Consider the following 16381-nt stretch of genomic DNA (forward strand, 5'->3'; position numbering starts at 1 on the left):
GACGGCACCCCCGATGGCCAGCCAGGGCAGCGAGCGCCCGTCGCCGCCGCCTGCGGCCACCGGCGCGGCCGGCAGCGTCGCCGGCGTCGGAGCCTGCGCGCCGGCGGCGGCCACGACCGGCGCGGCCGGCTGGGCCAGCTGGCCGGGCGCGGACAGCTCGAAGCGCTCGCGCACGTGCTGCACGCGCCCGTCGCCGAAGCGCGCGGTGAAGCGCGCGACGTAGCGCCCGGCGGGCAGCACCTCGGTGATCGTGGCCGGCAGCTCGACGGTGGCGTCGGGCAGGACGGCGATCGAGCTCAACGTGGCCTGCGCGACCAGGTGGCCGCCGCGCTCGATCCGCACGGCGGTACGGCTCGGCACGGCGGCCACATCGCCGCGGTTGGTCACCCGCGCCAGGAAGCGCAGCGCGTCGCCGGGCGCCTCCTCGACGCGTCCCGAGCGCAGCGCGCCCGCCACCTGCGCCGCCCCGGGCAGACGCAGGAAGCGCGTGCCCAGCAGCCGGTAGGTGGCGGTCAGCGGTTGGCGATCAGCCCCGATCGCCCGGCCCTCGAAGACGACGCCGAGGTAGGCGCCCCGCTCGCCGTCGCGCACGACGCCCAACCAGCGCGTCGGCACGTCGCGCGTCGCGCCCGCCGGCAACTCGAAGCGCGTCGCTCCGAGGTCCAGCACCCGGCGCGCCGCCGCCTGGGCGCCCGCGCTCTCGCGCACGGTGAAGCTCCCGTCGAGCTGCTGCTCCAGCACGGCCGGGAACGCCCGCACGTCCAGGTCGCTGATCGTCCCGTTCGACACCCGCACGGAGCCCAGGTCGGCCGGGGCCGCCTTGGTGGCCGACACGCGCGACGGCGAGATCGAGAAGATGCCGGCCTGCGGCGCCGCGCCCGCCGAGGTGGGCCCGGCGGCCGCGAACGCGGCGACGGCGACGATGGCGCCCAGAGCGCGGCGGGCCGACATCGATCTACTGCAGCGTGTAGGTCGACGTGATGCTGTAGACGCAGCCGGCCTGCAGCGCGTCGGAGGCGGAGACGACCTGGGTGTAGGCCGTGTTGAAGATCGTGACGCCCAGGATCCCCGAGCCGCTGGCCACCGTCTGGTCGCTGCCGCTCATCGCGACCGGCCCGGCGCTGGTCACGCTGCCGATGGCGATCGCCGGGGCGACCGTGACGCTGACGGGGTTGCTCAGCTCGGGCGCGCTCGACGAGCAGCCGCTGGCCGCGGCGCGCATCTTGCCGGCGCCGGCGCCGGCGTCCTTGACGCTCAGCGTCCAGCCGGGCGAGGTGCTGATCAGCGTCAGCGAGCCGCCGGAGGACGTCGCCGTCCCGCCGGAGGTGAGACCGCCGGAGAAGGCGGCGGGCGTGGGCAGCGACACGCCCAGGGTGCTGGGAACGGTGCCGCTGACGACCTGGGTCACTCCGGCGGCCTCCGCGGCCGGAGCGCCGGCGGCGAGGCCACCGGCCATGATGGCGGCGGCGACAAGCGGCCGCAGGCGATTGGTGCTCATAGGCCTGCAATCGGCAGGCTTTCGGACCGGCGTTTCCGTCGACCGGTTGATCCTTGGGGGGAAGATCGGCCATCCCTCGGCCATCCGTCTAGCCGTCCCCCAGATGACAGAACGGGCGGCGACCCGAAGGTCGCCGCCCGCCTGTTCCCTGCGGCCCGTGGTGGGGACCGATCAGCGGCGCGAAGCGCGCACCGACTGGCCGCCCTGACGGGCGCTGGCCTGCACCTTGCGAGTGAGCGCACGGCGCACAGCGGCCGAGCTGCGGCGGTTCAGGGTCACGGTCACCGACCGCGTCCCCTTGGCCAGGCGCGTGACGCGCAGGCCGCCGGCGCGCAGGACCGTCACCTTCGGCGCGTTGGCGGCGCCGACGAGACGGATCGTGCGGCCGGTGGCGACCATCCGCCAGACCGACTTGCCGGCGCGCAGCGTGCCGAGCTTCTGCCCGGGCACGCGGGCCGACACGCGAGCGGACTTCGGCATCCGCAGCGTCGCGGCGGTCATCGCCGTGGTCGAGCGCAGCGTCAGCGTCTGCGTGCGGCTGGTGGCCTTCACGCTCAGCGTCAGCGTGCCCGCGGTGCCCGTCGTCGTCGGGATCGTCGCCGGGGTCGTGCCACCGGGCGTGCCCGCCGCGGTCACGGTGCCACCGGTCGTGGTGGCCGGCGTGGTGTCGCCGGTCGTGGGCGTCGTGCCGGTGGTGCCGGTCGTCCCGGTGCCGCCGCCTCCGCCGCCGCCGCCGAGGCCCGGAAGGCCGCCGCCGCCACCGCCGCCGCCACCGCCGCTCGGCGGGGTGACCGCCACGGCCGCGGTGCGGAAGGTGACCTGGGTGCCGTCGACGCGGCCCTGGGCGTTGGTCGCCACGATGCGCGCGAAGTACTGCGTGTCGGCGGTCAGGCCGGTGAGCGCGAAGTCGACGGGCGTGCTGCCCGAGCCCGCGTTCAGCGTCCGGGTCGCGGTCTGCGACCCGTAGGCGCCGGTCGGGCCGTACTCGACGTAGTACGTCGTGGCCAGGCCGCCGTCGTCGATGGACGCCGTCACGTGCGCGCCCGTCTCGGTGATCGTGCCGCTGGTCGGCGAGGCCACGGCCGGCTGCGACCCGCTGACGGGCGCGGCCGGCGTCGTGACGACGACGTCCGAGCTGGTCGTGGTGCCACCGGCGTTGGTCGTCTCGACCTGCAGGTGGTACGTCGTGCTCGGGGTCAGCCCGGAGACCGGCACCGAGATCTGCGTGGCGCCGGCACCGGCCGACAGCGTCTGCCAGCTGGTGGACGAGCCGTAGCCCGTGGTCGGACCGTAGTTGACGCGGTACTGCGTCTGCGTCCCGCGCGGGTTGACCGTCGCCCAGACGGTCACGCCGTCGGAGATCAGGTCGCTGGTCTGGACACCCGACACCGTCGGGGCCTGGTTGACCACCGGCGCGGGATCCGTGGTGAACGTCACCTGGGTGCCGTTGCTGGTGCCCGCGCTGTTGGTCGCCACGAGCTGCGCGTAGTACGTCGTCTCCGGGTTCAGCCCGCTGAGCGCGACCGAGACGGCCGTCGCTCCCGAGCCCGCCGGCAGGACCACGTCGGCGGTCTGCTGGTTCATCGCGACGGTCGTGCCGTACGCGACGTGGTACGTCGTGGCGGCGCCGCCGTCGTCCAGGGTCGCCCCGATGGTCGCGGCGGTGTCCGACGTGGCCGCACCCGTCGCGGACCCGACGACCGGCACGACGACCGACGAGGGCTGCGCGTTGGTGTGGACGGTGATGTCGCTGGTCACGTTGGCGCCATCGGCGTTGGTGGCGACCAGGCGCACGTGGTAGGTCGTGTCGGGATCCAGGCCGGTGACCGGGATGGAGACCTGCGTCGCCCCGGCGGAGGCCGACAGCGTCGTCGACGCCGTCTCCTGGCCGTAGGCCGTGGTCAGGCCGTACTGCGCCTTGACCGTCGTGGACAGGCCGTTGGGGTCGATCAGCGCGCCGACGGTGACGTCGGTGATGCCGATCGTGCCCGCCGCGCCGCCGCTGACCACCGGCTGCTGCGTGGCCATCGGGTCCGGATCGGTGTGGAACTGGATGGTCGAACCGACCACCCGACCCGCCGCGTTGACGGAGACGAACCGGGCGTAGTAGTCCGTGTCGGCGGTGAGACCCAGGACGTTGACCGACAGGCCGGTCGAGCCGGAGCCGGCGGCCAGGGTCTGCGTCGAGGTCTGCAGGCCGAAGGCCGCGGTGGTGCCGTACTCGACGAAGTAGTCGGTGTCCAGACCGCCGTCGTCGAGCGTCCCGACCAGGGTCGCGCCGTTCTGGCCGACCGCGCCGGTCATGCTGGCGCCCAGCACCGGGACGGTGCCGACCATCGGCGTGGCCAGCGTGGTGAACGAGACGTCAGCGCCCGTGAGGGTGCCGTCGTCGTTGGTGGCCACGATGCGGGCGTGGTAGCCCTGGCTCGGGTTCAGACCCGACAGCGCGACCGACACGTCGGTGGCGCCGGCGCCGGCCGACAGCGTCTGCCAGCCGGTCTGCTGGCCGTAGCCCGTCGTCGGGCCGTACTCGACGCGGTACTGGGTGCTCTGGCCGTGCGGGTTCAGGTTCGCGGTCAGCGTGGCGCCGTCCGCGGTCAGCGAGCCGGCCGTGGCGGTTCCCGCCGTCGGAGGCGCGAGCGCCGCCGTGGTGAACGTCATGTCCGGGCCCACGACGCGGACGTCGTCGGCGTTGAGCACGACGAGACGGGCGTGGTACGTCGTGCCGGGGGTCAGGCCGGACAGCGACAGCGACAGGTCGCTGTCGGTCGACACGGTGGTGATCGGGCCCTGGCTGCCGTAGGCCGTGGTCGGGCCGTACTCCAGGAAGGCCCGCGAGGTGCCGCCGTTGGGGTTGACGTGCGCGGCGACGGTGACGCCACGACGACCGCCGGTGGCGGTCGGGGTGCCCGAGATCGAGGGCACCGGCGCGGTCAGCGCCGTCAGCTTGATGTTGTCGATGTCCAGCGTCTCGGTACCGAGGACGGCGGCCAGCGCGTTCAGCGTGGTCTTGCTCTCGATGCGGTAGACGTGGCCGTTGACCAGCGCCGAGGCGTCGGCGGCCTTGACGACCGTCTCGAACGTCGGGTGGTCGGTGGTCAGGGTCTGCGCGATGATCGACGAGCGCGTGCCGGCGGTCGTGTCGACGAGGTCGACGGTCCAGCCCAGCGAGCCGTTGATCGCCAGCAGCGGGCCGACGTCGGCCCGACGATCGATCGACAGCGAGGCCGAGCCCGGCGAAGCGCCGGTCCAGGTGAAGGTCGACGAGCGCCAGGTGACGGTGCCGTCGGCCAGCAGGCTGACGAGCTGGCCGAAGGACGAGCGCAGGTAGGCGCCCGGGTTGCCGCCGGTGGTGGTGCGCGCGCCGGAGGCGGCGCACAGCAGGCCACACGAGCGCGTGGCGGTGGCGGACCAGTCGGGCGCCGAGTCGACCGCCGGGTCGCTCGGTCCGACGTTGACGGTGGCAGCGCTCGCTGCACCCGCGGGGATCAGCCCCGCGAGTGCAACGACCCCGCATGCCAGGGCCGCGCGCCAAGCGCGCGGCCGGACCCCTGCGTCCATTGAAGACTCCTTGTCATGGATGGCGAGGGCTCCCGTGCCCACGCCTTAGCCGGGGTTGTCGGATCGATCGCCGGTGGCGCCGTCAGGCGATGGGTTGAACTTGCGGTTGGTCTGCAGCCACCCGGGCGGCCCAACCGCGCCCCTCAGCGCACCAGCCCGCGCCGCATTCCCTCGGCCACCGCGGCGCCGCGATCGGACACGCCGAGCTTCCCGTAGAGGCTCTGCAGGTGGGTCTTGACGGTCGCCGTGCTGAGGTGCAGCTGCTCGCCGATCTGCGCGGCGGAGCGCCCTTCCACGATGTGGTCGAGCACCTGCTGCTCGCGTTCGGTCAGCGACGGGCCGGCCTCGCGCTCACGCCGCTCGTGCAGCTGGCCGATCAGCGCGGTGCCGGCGTGCGGCGTCAGGACCGCCTCACCCCGGGAGATGCGCATGACCGCGTCGCAGATGTCGTGCGCGGCGGCGTCCTTGGACAGAAAGCCGGCGCCACCGGAGGCCAGCGCGTCGTAGACGAGGCTGCCGTCGTCGTGCGCGGAGATGAACAGGACGCGCGTGGACGAGCCCGCGGCGCGGAGCGCGCGCGAGACCTCGGCACCCCCCATCCCAGGCATGTTCACGTCCAGCACGGCGACGTCCGGGCTCATCTCGAGCAGCAGATCGAGCGCCTCGCGCCCGGAGGACGCGTCCCCCACGACCTGCATGCGCGGGTCGGCGCGTACGGCGTCGGCCAGGGCCTGGCGGTACAGCGGGTGGTCGTCCACGACGAAGACGGTGGGCATCAGTTCCTCTCCTCTGAGTCATCCGGAAGCAGCACCGTCACGAGCGTGCCGCCGCGGGGATCGGGCTCGATACGACAACGTCCACCCGCGATCCCCGCGCGGTGACGCATGCTGGCCAGCCCGACGTGGCCGGGCTCGGCGGCGGCCTGGGTGTCGATTCCCACGCCGTCGTCACGGATCGTCATCAGCACGCCTCGCTCCGCGTGACAGAGGCGCACCTCGACGCGGCTCGCCTGTGCGTGGCGGGCGACGTTGGTGAGCGCCTCCTGGGCGATCCGGTACAGAACGAGCCGCGTGGCCATCACCGGCTCGTGGTCGAGCTCGTTGGCGGCGTCGAGCTCGACGCCTTCCAGCTCCGGGAGCCGACCGGCGAAGCTCTCGATCGCCGCGACCGTGTGCAAGGCGAGCGCGGGTGGCGAGAGCGTGAAGAGCAGCTGACGCAGCCGACCGGTCGCGCCGCGCACCGCGTCGAGCATGTCGGCCATGCGCGCGCGTGTATCGGAGTCGGAGATCTGCGGCATCAGCCGCTCGATGCCGAGGCCCACTGCGCTCATCACCTGGACGGAGTCGTCGTGCACCTCGGCGGCGATCGTCTGGCGCTCGATCTCCTGGGCGTCGACCAGCGCATCGAGGAGCGCGCCGCGCTCCTCGTTGGCGATGTTGACGGCGTCCAGGCTCCACTGCAGCCGCGCCTCCTGGCGCGCGCGGACGGTCACGTCGCGGAAGGTGACGACCGCGCCCTCGACGCGTTCCTGGTCCCACACCGGCGCGCACACGCCCTCCAGCCAGCGGCCGGGAGCGCGGGCGCCGCGCAGCGCCGTGCGCGTGATCGTGCGCTGCTGGCCGTCCTTCAGCGTGGCGTAGAGCTCGCGGCGGGCGTCGGGCGAGGCCAGCAGCTCGGCCAGCAGGAAGCCGATGCGCGCGCTGTCGACCACGGCCATCAGATCGAGCGCCACCTGGTTGGCGAAGATCACGCGGCCATCCGTATCGATGACGCAGACCGCGTCGGCGATCGAGTCGATCACCCGCTGATGGAAGGCGAAGAGCTGCTCGGTCTCCTCCGTGACGGCCACCTGGTCGGTGATGTCCTGGTCGGTGCCGATGATCCGCACCGGGTTGCCCGCCTCATCCCGCTGGACCGCCCCGCGCGAGTGGAGGACGCGGACGGTGCCATCCGTTCGACGGATGCGGTGGACGACCGAGTACGGGCCACCGGCATCCGTGTAGTCGTCGATCTGCTGCTGGGTGGTCTCCGCGTCCTCGCGCTGGGAGATGACCGTCGCCAGTTCGATGGATGAGCCCTTCGGATGGCCGTAGATCTCGTACATCTCGCCGTCCCACGCCAGCTTCCCCGTCACCAGGTCCAGTTCGTAGGAGCCCACGGGACCGGTCAGCTCGGGATCGGTGAGGCGGCGGCGCAGCCAGCCGAACGCCTCGCGCACCGGACCGGCGCCGGCGCTGCACACCAGCGCCAGCGCGCTGCTCCCGTCCGCGCCCTGCAGGCACAGCACCTCGCCGGCCACCAGGCCGCCGCGCTCCCCCACCGTCTCACGGAAGGACTCGCTCGTTCCTGCGCCGAGCACGCGGCGTTCCCGCTCGCTGCGCCGGGCGGCGACGGGTGCGCTGAGGAGCTCGGCGTCCGTGCGACCGATCGGCGTCTGCGCCAGGTCGTGGATCGCGCGGTAGGTGGCGTTGGCCCAGCGGTAGTACCCCGCCTCGTCCTTGATGGCCAGGCCGATGGCGCTGACGTCCGCCGCCGGGACGGACTGAGGGTGGGCAGGGGTGGTGTCAGGCAACCCCGACTAGGTGCCCCCCGCGCGCGAGGCCCACCGGCCGACGGTCCGCCCACGGACAGAGGAATTCGTTCGGTCGTGGATCGATCCAACCTCTGTCCAACAATGTGGCTCACCCATTTGGGTGGGGCTCCCTCATGCAGATGATCCACTAGAAGGATGAGTGCGAATCATCCTTCAAGTCATCCGCCCCACGAAGGAAGCCCCAAATGGCATGGACGCCAAGCCGAGCGCTGCGCCCCCTGATCGCAACGCTCGCCGTACTCACGCTCATCCCCACGGCCCTGGCCGACGCCGCGCCCGCATCCCGGCCGGCCGATCCTGGGTTCGCCCTCCAGTGGGGATTGGAGAACCGCGGCCAGACGGTGCTCGGCCACAAGGGCACGTCCGGGGCGGACGTCTCGGCCCGGGCCGCGTGGAGCGTGACCCGCGGTGCGGGCGTCCAGGTCGGGATCGTCGACAGCGGCGTCGAGCGCACCCACCGCGATCTGCGCCTGACCGCGATCGAGGACGTGATCGGCGGCAGCGGTGACGACGCCACCGGCCACGGCACGTCGATCGCCGGCATCATCGCCGCGCCCGCCGACGGGCAGGGCGTCGTCGGCCTGGCGCCCGAGGCGCGCGTCGTCTCGTTGCGGGCGCTGGGCGCCAACAACCAGGGCACCGACGCCGGCGTGGCCGCCGCCATCGACCGCGCCGGAGCGCTGGGCCTGCGCGTCGTCAACCTGTCGCTGGCCAGCCCCGATCCCGTCCCGGCCACGCAGGCGGCGATCGCCGCCCAGCCCGACACGCTGTTCGTCGTGGCCGCCGGCAACGACGGTGCCGACCTGGAGCAGCGCGCCGCCTACCCCTGCGCATCGGACCTGGCCAACGTGATCTGCGTGGGCGCCTCCGACGCCAACGATCGCCCGGTGGCCAGCTCGAACGTCGGCGCGACGGCGGTCGACCTGTTCGCGCCCGGCGGCGACGTCTTGGCCCCCGCGCTGGGCTCCGCGTTCGCCTACGACACCGGCAGCTCGATGGCCGCCGGGTTCGTCACGGCCACCGCGGCGCTGCTGATCGCGGCCAAGCCGACCCTGGACGTCACCGGCCTGCGCCGCGCGATCCTCGGCTCGGTCGACGTGCGGCCGGCGCTGAGCGCCTCGGCCAGCGGCGGGCGGCTCGACGCCGCGGCCGCCCTCGCGAGCGCAGGCGCGGTGGCGCGCGCCCGCTCTCAATCTGGCCGATAAGCGCGAACGCGCCAACCGCCCCATCACCAGTTCTGGGGAGGACAGACCCGGATGGACAAGTCCGTTCCTCGGCGCAATATGCCCCCGGCGTGGCAGGGGTCACGCTCGCCAAGGAGGCGGATAGCCGCCGCAAAGTGCAGGGGTACTGCGCGGCCGACTCGGCTGTGAAAGGCCGAAGGAGAAGGGATGCGAAAGATTCTGCTGGCGGCCACGATGGCCGCCATCGTGGGCGTGTTCGGCATGGCCGGAAGTGCGTCTGCGACTGGTCTGCCATCGTTGCCGTCACTTCCATCACTGCCGTCCATTCCGGGGCTTCCCGGACTGGGAGGTCTGATCGGGACCGGCACGCAGTGCACCGGCGGTCTCGTGTCGATTCAGCTCGGCGGTACGACCGTGTGTGTCGCACCGACCGCCCCCACCGTCCCGCAGGCCACGGCCTGCCCGGGCAGCCTGATCGCCATCGACGTCGCTGGACAGGGCGTTGCCTGCGTGGCACCCGGCCAGCCGACCGCCACCGCCGCGTGCCCGGACTCGTTGATCGGGATCGGCGGGGATCAGGGCCTGCTGTGCATCGTCCCGACGGACATCCTCCCGACCGACAACGGCAACTGCCGGGACGGGTTGATCCCGATCCAGCTGGCCGGCGGCAGCATCGGCTGCGTGCTGGCCACGCTCACCGGTGACGCCGGAGCCAACGGCTCGAACGGGACCAACGGCACGAACGGGACCAACGGCACCAACGGAACCGGCGGCACGTCGGGCTCCAGCGGGGCCAGCGGCTCGGCCGGGGTCGGCGCCAACGGCTCGGCCGGCACGTCCGGCGCGGGCGTGAACACCTCGACGACGTCCGGCGGGAACGTCGGCGCGGCGGGCGCGGGCACCACGGCGGCGGGCAACCTGAGCAAGGTGCTCAAGCCCACGCTGAAGCTCCGCAAGACGCTGCGCGGAACGACGCGCGGCACCGTGCGCTCGTCCACCCAGCGCGTGATCGTCACGACGCTCGGTCGGCGCAACGGCCGGACCGTGCGGTTCACCCAGCAGGTGCGGCTGAAGCAGGCGGCGTCGTCCAAGGACGGCCGCGCTTACTCAGGCACCCTGCGAATCGTGCCGAAGACCAAGGGCACGATCCGCATTCGCATCACCAGCCGCGCGTCCGGTCAGGTTCGCACGGCGGTGTTCAAGCGGTCCGTCGCGCGCCGCTAGGCGCCCGCCGTCCACCCACGAGCAGAGCGCCCGGACCCCCACGGTCCGGGCGCTGTCCGCCCCGAACAGAAACCAGAGAACCATGTCCAGCGTCGCTTTGATCGACGTCGATCCACAGTTGGGAGCCGAGCTGCCCGCCAGTGAGCTCGAGCTCGCCCGGCGTACGCTCGTCGTGCCGGAGCTGCGCCTGCGCTCGGGGCACTGGGACCCCGAGCCGCTGACCGCCCACTGGCGCAGTGCCCTCGGCCTGCTGGTCCTCGACGGCACCCTCGCCCACACGACCACCCTCGGCGAGCGCACCACCACGCAGCTGTTCGGCGCCGGTGACGTGCTGCGCCCGTGGGGCGAGGAGCCCGTCGACTGCCCGGGCACGCTGTGCGTCGGCTGGACCGCGCTGACGCCGTGCTCGCTGGCCCTGCTCGACCGCCGCCTGATCTCGATCGTCGCCCGTTGGCCCTCGATCCTGATCGACATCGCCGCACGGGTCACCGAGCAGCACGGACGGGTCACGCGGCAGGTCGCCCTGGCCCGCGTCCCGCGCATCGAGGAACGGCTCCTGATGCTGTTCTGGGAGCTGGGCAACCGCTGGGGCCGGATGACCATGTCCGGTGTCCTGGTGCCGATCCCGTTGACCCACGAGACGATCGCCGGCCTCGTCGCGGCGTCCCGTCCCCCGGTCTCCACCGCGCTGGCCCAGCTGGCGCGCGACGGCCAGCTGCGCAAGACGACGGCGGGCTGGGTGCTGGATCCTGCGGTCGAACGGCAGCTGCACGCGGTGTTCACCGGCGCGTCGGCCAGCCCGCTGCCCGCGGCCTCCTAGGGACTGCGTCGAATGGATGGCCGGCCGTCATCCACGAATGTGGGCGATCGGCGCTAGTGGCTCGGCCCGGCGGGGCCGACCTTCTCGGGTAGAGGAAACCGTTTCCGGGTGTGCTCCGTAGTCCCCTTCGATGCGTCTCTACAGCTCTCCGATCGCTCCGACCGACGGCGCCTCCGCCGCGATCGACCTCGAGAACGCGCTGCTGGTCAGCCAGCTGGCCGGTGGATCGCGCCACGGCGTCGGCCTGAAGAACCGGGACGGCACCTACCGCTGGACCAACCCCGCCTTCGGCACGCTGCTCGGCCTGCCCGGCCGCGAGCTCGTCGGCCGCGATGACGACGCGCTGCTCGGCCCCGAGCTGGCCGCGGCCAGCCGCGAGCGCGAGCAACGGGTCTGGGAGAGCGGCGTCGGCGAGACCTTCGAGCAGATCCTCAGCGACGGCAGCATCGTCATCGGCCAGGCGGTGCCGCTCACCACGCGCGACGGCGACGGCGCGCTGGGCGTCGTGCTCAGCGTCCTGCCCCGGCCGCGCTCGCTCGAGCGCCTGACCGGCTGGCGCGAGCGGCTGGAGACGCGCGAGCTGGCCGGTCCGGTCGGCGCCTACGAGTACGACCTCCTGACCGGGGACATGACCTGGTCGGGCGAGATGGCCGCCATCTACGGCTGGGCCGAGGGCACGTTCCCGACGGACTTCTCGCAGATCATGGATCAGCAGGAGCCCGACCGCGAGCTGGTCGATCGCGAGATGGCCGAGTACCTGGCCCAGGGCCGCCCGTTCTCGTTCATCCATCGCATCACGCGCCTGGACGGCGCGATCCGCACGGTCCACTCGCGCGGGTTCGTGGAGCTCAACGACGAGGGAACCCCGGTGCGCCTGGCCGGCACCGAGCAGGACCTGAGCGCCCATCTGGCCTCCCAGGAGGAGCTCGCCGACCTGTTCGCCTTCCTGCAGCGCGTGCTCGACTCGGTCCCCGAGGCGGTCTGCGTGCTCGACGGCGAGGGCCACGTGATGTTCGCCAATCGGGTGGCCGCGGCCGAGCTGGCCGAGGACGACGACAGCCTCGTGATGCAGCCGGTCGACGCCTTCCTGGATCCCGACGCGGTGGCCGAGATCCGGGGCACGCTGCGCGACGGCCGCCCCCGCACGGTGGCGCGCACGACCGTGCGCCGCCCGGGCCGCTCACCGCTGGTCATGGAGTGCCTGTGCTCGCCGCTGGTCGAGGGCGTGCGGCTCGACGGCGCCGTCATCACGCTGCGCGACATCTCCGCACGCGACCGGCGCGAGCTGCAGCTGCACTCGACCATGCGCCAGCTGGGCCAGACCAACCGCGAGCGCGAGCTGCTGCTGGCGGCGCTGGTCGACGCCCAGGAGGTCGAGCGCCGCTCGATCGCCGCCGAGGTGCACGACGACTCCGTCCAGGTGATGAGCGCCGTCGGGCTGCGCCTGGAGCGCCTGCAGCCGCTGCTGGCCGACGAGGCCGACCGCGACTCGGTGCAGCTCCTGCGCGACGAGGTCCGCGCCGCCACCGGGCGCCTGCGCAGCCTGCTCTTCTCGCTCGCCCCGCCCGCGCTGGAGCACGGGACGGCCGACGCGATCGCCGTCTTCGCGCGCCAGCTGGGCGACGACGTCGGGTTCAGCGTCGACGTCAGCGCCGGCCTGCAGTGCGAGCCGCCGATGGAGACGCGGGTCGTGCTCTACCGGATCGCCCAGGAGGCGCTGCTGAACGTGGCCAAGCACGCGCACGCCCGCCGGGTGACGATCCGCCTGGGTCGCTACGGCGGGTCGCTCGTGCTGAGCATCGCCGACGACGGCGTGGGCTTCGAGCTCGACGACCAGCAGGCGCGTCCGGGCCACGCGGGGCTGTCGAGCATGCGCCACCGCGCCGAGCTGGTCGGCGGGCGGCTGGTGCTCTCGCGGGGCAGCAACGGCGGGACGATCGTCGCCGCCTGGCTGCCCAGCTCGCGCGCGCCGGAGCCCCGCGCGGACGGGGCCCCGGACGCGTCGGACGGGTTGAGCTAGTCCCCTGACGCGGCGACGAGCTCGGCCGCGTCGGCGTAGACCTCGCCGCGCTCGGCCTTCTCGACCAGCGACGCCGGCGGCTCGAAGCGCTCGCCGTACTGCGCCGCCAGCTCACGGGCGCGGTCGACGAAGCCCTGCACGCCGCCCTCGTAGCCGTTGATGTACTGCAGCACCCCGCCGGTCCAGGCCGGGAAGCCGATGCCCATGATCGAGCCGATGTTCGCGTCGGCCACCGATTCGATGACGCCCTCGTCGACGCACTTGACGGTCTCGATGGACTCGATGAACATCATGCGCTCCTCGAGGTCCTTCAGCGAGATCGCCGACGGATCGGCGACGATCGGGAAGGCGTCCTTCAGACCCGTCCACAGGCCGGCGCGCTTGCCGTCCTCGTAGGCGTAGAAGCCCTTGCCCTCGAGCTTGCCGGGCCGGTCGAACTCGTCGAGCATGCGGTCGATGACCTGCTCGGACGGATGCTCGTCCCAGCCCGTGCCCACCGCGTCGCCGGCGTTCTTGGCGGCGTTGCGGATCTTGCGCATGAGCTTGAGGTTCAGCTCGTCGGACAGCTGCAGCACCGGCGCCGGGTAGCCCGCCTGCGAGGACGCCTGCTCGATCGACGGCGCCGGAACGCCCTCGGTCAGCATCGCGATGCCCTCGTTGATGAACGTCCCGATCACCCGCGAGGTGAAGAACCCGCGCGAGTCGTTGACCAGGATCGGCGTCTTGCGGATCTGCTTGGCGAAGTCCAGCGAGCGGTAGACCGCCTCGTCGCCGGTGTCCTGGCCCTTGATGATCTCCAGCAGCGGCATCTTGTCCACGGGGCTGAAGAAGTGCAGCCCGATGAAGTCGGTGGGGCGAGAGACGCCCTCGGCCAGCTGGGTGATCGGCAGGGTCGACGTGTTGGAGCCCAGCAGGGCGCCCTCGGCCAGATGCGGCTCGATCTCGGCGAACACCTGCGCCTTGACCGCCGGGTCCTCGAACACGGCCTCGATGACCAGGTCGGCGCCCGCGGCGTCGGCCGGATCGGTCGTCGCGGTGATCAGCGAGAGGAGCTTCTCGCCCTTCTCCTGCGTCGTCTTGCCGCGCTCCACGCCCTTGGCCACGAGCTTCTCGCTGTAGCCCTTGCCGCGGTCGGCGGCGGCCTGGTCGACGTCCTTGAGCACGACCTCGATGCCCGCCTTCGCGCACACGTAGGCGATCGCGGCGCCCATCATGCCCGCGCCCAGCACGACGACCTTCGTCGCCTGCCAGGGCTCGATCGACGCCGGCCGGCCGCGGTCGCCGTTGACCGCCTGCAGGTCGAAGAAGAACGCCTGGATCATGTTCTTGGCGATCTGACCGGTGGCCAGGTCGACGAAGTAGCGACCCTCGATCTCCAGCGCGGTGTCCACATCGACCTGGGCGCCCTCCACGGCCGCGGCCATGATGTGGTGCGGAGCCGGGTAGGTCGCGCCCTTCAGCTGCTTGCGCAGGTTGGCCGGGAAGGCGGGCAGGTTCATGGCCAGCTTCGGCGTGGCCGGCGTGCCGCCCGGGATCTTGTAGCCCTTCTGATCCCACTTCTGGCCGGCGAAGTCCTCGCCCTGGGCGTTGATCCAGGCCTTGGCGGCCGGGACCAGCTCCTCGGGCGTGGTCACGAGCTCGTCGATGAAGCCGAGCTCCTTGGCCTTGTCGGGGCGATGGCGCGTGCCCTGCAGCAGCCACTGCATCATCGCGTCGACGATGCCGACCATGCGCACGGAGCGCACGACGCCGCCGGCGCCCGGCAGCAGGCCGAGCTGGACCTCGGGGAAGCCGAGCTGCACCTTGGGCGAGTCCAGCGCGACGCGGTAGTGCGTGGCCAGCGTGATCTCCAGCCCGCCGCCCAGCGCCGCGCCGTTGATGGCCGAGACGACCGGCTTGCCGAACGTCTCCAGGCGGCGCAGCAGGGACTTGCCCTCGCGCACGAACCCGGAGAACTCGACCGTGTCGGCCTTGGTCACGCGCTTGAGGTCGTTCAGGTCGCCGCCGGCGAAGAACGTGCTCTTCGCGCTCGTGATGACGACGCCCGTGATGGCGTCCTTCTCGGCCTCCAGCCGGTCCACCGTCGCGCTCATCGAGGCGAGGTAGTCGGCGTTCATCGTGTTGGCGCCCTGGTTGGGATCGTCCAGCGTGAGGACGACGATGCCGTCCTCGCCCTGGTCCCAGCGGATCGTGTTGGTGAAGTCCGCCATCTAGATCGCCTCCACCACGGTCGCGATGCCCATGCCGCCGCCCACGCAGAGCGTGCACAGGCCGTACTTGCCGCCGGTGCGGTGCAGCTCGTCGACGATGGTCCCCAGGATCATCGCGCCGGTCGCGCCGAGCGGGTGGCCCATGGCGATCGCGCCGCCGTTGACGTTGACCTTCTCCATGTCCAGGCCCATGTCCTTGACGAAGCGCAGCACGACCGCGGCGAACGCCTCGTTGATCTCGACCAGATCGAGGTCGTCGACCGTGATGCCGGCCTTGGCCAGCGCCTTCTTGGACGCCGGCGCGGGGCCGGTGAGCATGATCGTCGGGTCGGCGCCCGACAGCGCCGTGGCCAGGATCCGCGCGCGCGGCTTCAGGCCCAGCGCCTCGCCCGTCTTCTCGTTGCCGATGGCCACCAGCGCGGCGCCGTCGACGATGCCCGAGGAGTTGCCCGGGGTGTGGACGTGGTTGATCTTCTCGACCCAGTGGTACTTCTGCAGCGCCACCGCGTCGAAGCCGCCCATCTCGCCCATCGCGGCGAACGACGGCTTCAGGCCGCCCAGCGTCTCCACGGTGGTGCCGGGACGGATGAACTCGTCCTTGTCCAGGACGACCTGGTCGTTGATGTCGAGCACGGGCACGACCGAGTTGGCGAAGCGGCCCTCGGCCTGCGCGGCCGCGGCGCGCTCCTGCGAGCGCACGGCGTAGGCGTCGACGTCCTCGCGGCTGAACTCCTCGACCGTGGCGATCAGGTCGGCGGAGATGCCCTGCGGGACGAACGAGGTGTCGTAGGCGGTCTCGGGGTCCATCGCCCACGCGCCGCCGTCGGTGCCCATCGGCACGCGCGACATCGACTCGACGCCGCCGGCGAAGACCAGGTCCTCCCAGCCGGAGGCGACCTTCTGGGCGGCGACGTTGACCGCTTCCAGGCCGGACGCGCAGAAGCGGTTCAGCTGGACGCCCGCGACGGTGTCGGGCAGGCCGGCCTTGATGGCCGCGGTCTTGGCGATGTCGGCGCCCTGGTCGCCGACGGGCGTGACCACGCCGAGGACGACGTCGTCGACCCGCTGGGGATCGAGGTCGACATTGCGGCTCAGCATCTCGTGCATCAGGCCCACGACGAGGTCGACGGGCTTGGTCGAGTGCAGGGAGCCGTTGCTCTTGCCCTTGCCGCGCGGCGTGCGCAGGGCATCGAAAACGAGCGCTTCGGTGCTCATGGACGGGATCCTTGGTTCGATCGGTGAGGCGTGCTGTCGAGTCTACTGGTTGATCG

At 72.4% G+C, this 16381-nt stretch carries 12 protein-coding genes; 6 read left to right on the top strand and 6 right to left on the bottom strand.

Annotation, left to right across the window (positions count from 1 at the left end):
* Positions 1-13 precede the first annotated feature (13 nt).
* Positions 14-223, top strand: a complete 210-nt coding sequence (locus ACZ5UI_RS11225; RefSeq protein WP_464197265.1) for a hypothetical protein — start codon at positions 14-16, stop codon at positions 221-223.
* Positions 175-981, top strand: a complete 807-nt coding sequence (locus tag ACZ5UI_RS11230) for a hypothetical protein (protein ID WP_464197267.1) — start codon at positions 175-177, stop codon at positions 979-981. Before ACZ5UI_RS11225 ends, ACZ5UI_RS11230 begins: the two co-directional genes overlap by 49 nt.
* On the opposite strand, the gene ACZ5UI_RS11235 is transcribed toward ACZ5UI_RS11230, so the two are convergent.
* The 4 genes from ACZ5UI_RS11235 to ACZ5UI_RS11250 all read right to left on the bottom strand — a co-directional run bounded on the left by ACZ5UI_RS11235 (position 956) and on the right by ACZ5UI_RS11250 (position 7631).
* A complete protein-coding gene (locus tag ACZ5UI_RS11235) occupies positions 956-1498 on the bottom strand; it encodes a hypothetical protein (protein ID WP_464197269.1) in 543 nt (180 codons plus the stop codon). The genes ACZ5UI_RS11230 and ACZ5UI_RS11235 overlap by 26 nt on opposite strands.
* Positions 1499-1669: 171 nt before the next feature.
* Positions 1670-5059, bottom strand: coding sequence for a beta strand repeat-containing protein (locus ACZ5UI_RS11240; RefSeq protein WP_464197270.1), 3390 nt, complete (start codon positions 5057-5059; stop codon positions 1670-1672).
* A 143-nt stretch (positions 5060-5202) separates the two neighbouring features.
* Positions 5203-5835 (bottom strand): response regulator, encoded by a 633-nt coding sequence (locus ACZ5UI_RS11245; protein ID WP_464197271.1) that lies wholly within the window; start codon positions 5833-5835, stop codon positions 5203-5205.
* A complete protein-coding gene (locus ACZ5UI_RS11250; protein WP_464197272.1) occupies positions 5835-7631 on the bottom strand; it encodes a PAS domain-containing sensor histidine kinase in 1797 nt (598 codons plus the stop codon). The genes ACZ5UI_RS11245 and ACZ5UI_RS11250 overlap by 1 nt, the downstream gene beginning before the upstream one ends.
* A gap of 206 nt (positions 7632-7837) precedes the next feature.
* Here ACZ5UI_RS11250 and ACZ5UI_RS11255 point away from each other — a divergent pair, with 206 nt between their 5' ends.
* From ACZ5UI_RS11255 to ACZ5UI_RS11270, 4 genes are all read left to right on the top strand, one after another.
* Complete coding sequence (locus ACZ5UI_RS11255) at positions 7838-8857, top strand: S8 family serine peptidase (RefSeq protein WP_464197273.1); 1020 nt, start codon at positions 7838-7840, stop codon at positions 8855-8857.
* A gap of 213 nt (positions 8858-9070) precedes the next feature.
* Positions 9071-10060: a hypothetical protein gene (locus ACZ5UI_RS11260; RefSeq protein ID WP_464197274.1), complete on the top strand. Its 990-nt coding sequence runs from the start codon at positions 9071-9073 to the stop codon at positions 10058-10060.
* Positions 10061-10142: 82 nt separating this feature from the next.
* On the top strand, positions 10143-10880 hold the full coding sequence (locus ACZ5UI_RS11265; protein WP_464197275.1) for a helix-turn-helix domain-containing protein: 738 nt from the start codon (positions 10143-10145) through the stop codon (positions 10878-10880).
* A 130-nt stretch (positions 10881-11010) separates the two neighbouring features.
* Positions 11011-12900, top strand: coding sequence for a sensor histidine kinase (locus ACZ5UI_RS11270; protein ID WP_464197276.1), 1890 nt, complete (start codon positions 11011-11013; stop codon positions 12898-12900).
* On the opposite strand, the gene ACZ5UI_RS11275 is transcribed toward ACZ5UI_RS11270, so the two are convergent.
* Positions 12897-15110, bottom strand: coding sequence for a 3-hydroxyacyl-CoA dehydrogenase NAD-binding domain-containing protein (locus tag ACZ5UI_RS11275; RefSeq protein WP_464197277.1), 2214 nt, complete (start codon positions 15108-15110; stop codon positions 12897-12899). The genes ACZ5UI_RS11270 and ACZ5UI_RS11275 overlap by 4 nt on opposite strands.
* The gene (locus ACZ5UI_RS11280; RefSeq protein WP_464197278.1) at positions 15111-16325 is read right to left on the bottom strand and encodes an acetyl-CoA C-acetyltransferase; all 1215 of its coding nucleotides are present in this window, start codon (positions 16323-16325) and stop codon (positions 15111-15113) included.
* Between the last annotated feature and the right edge of the window lie 56 nt (positions 16326-16381).

The sequence above is a fragment of the Conexibacter sp. JCM 18997 genome (assembly GCF_055391915.1).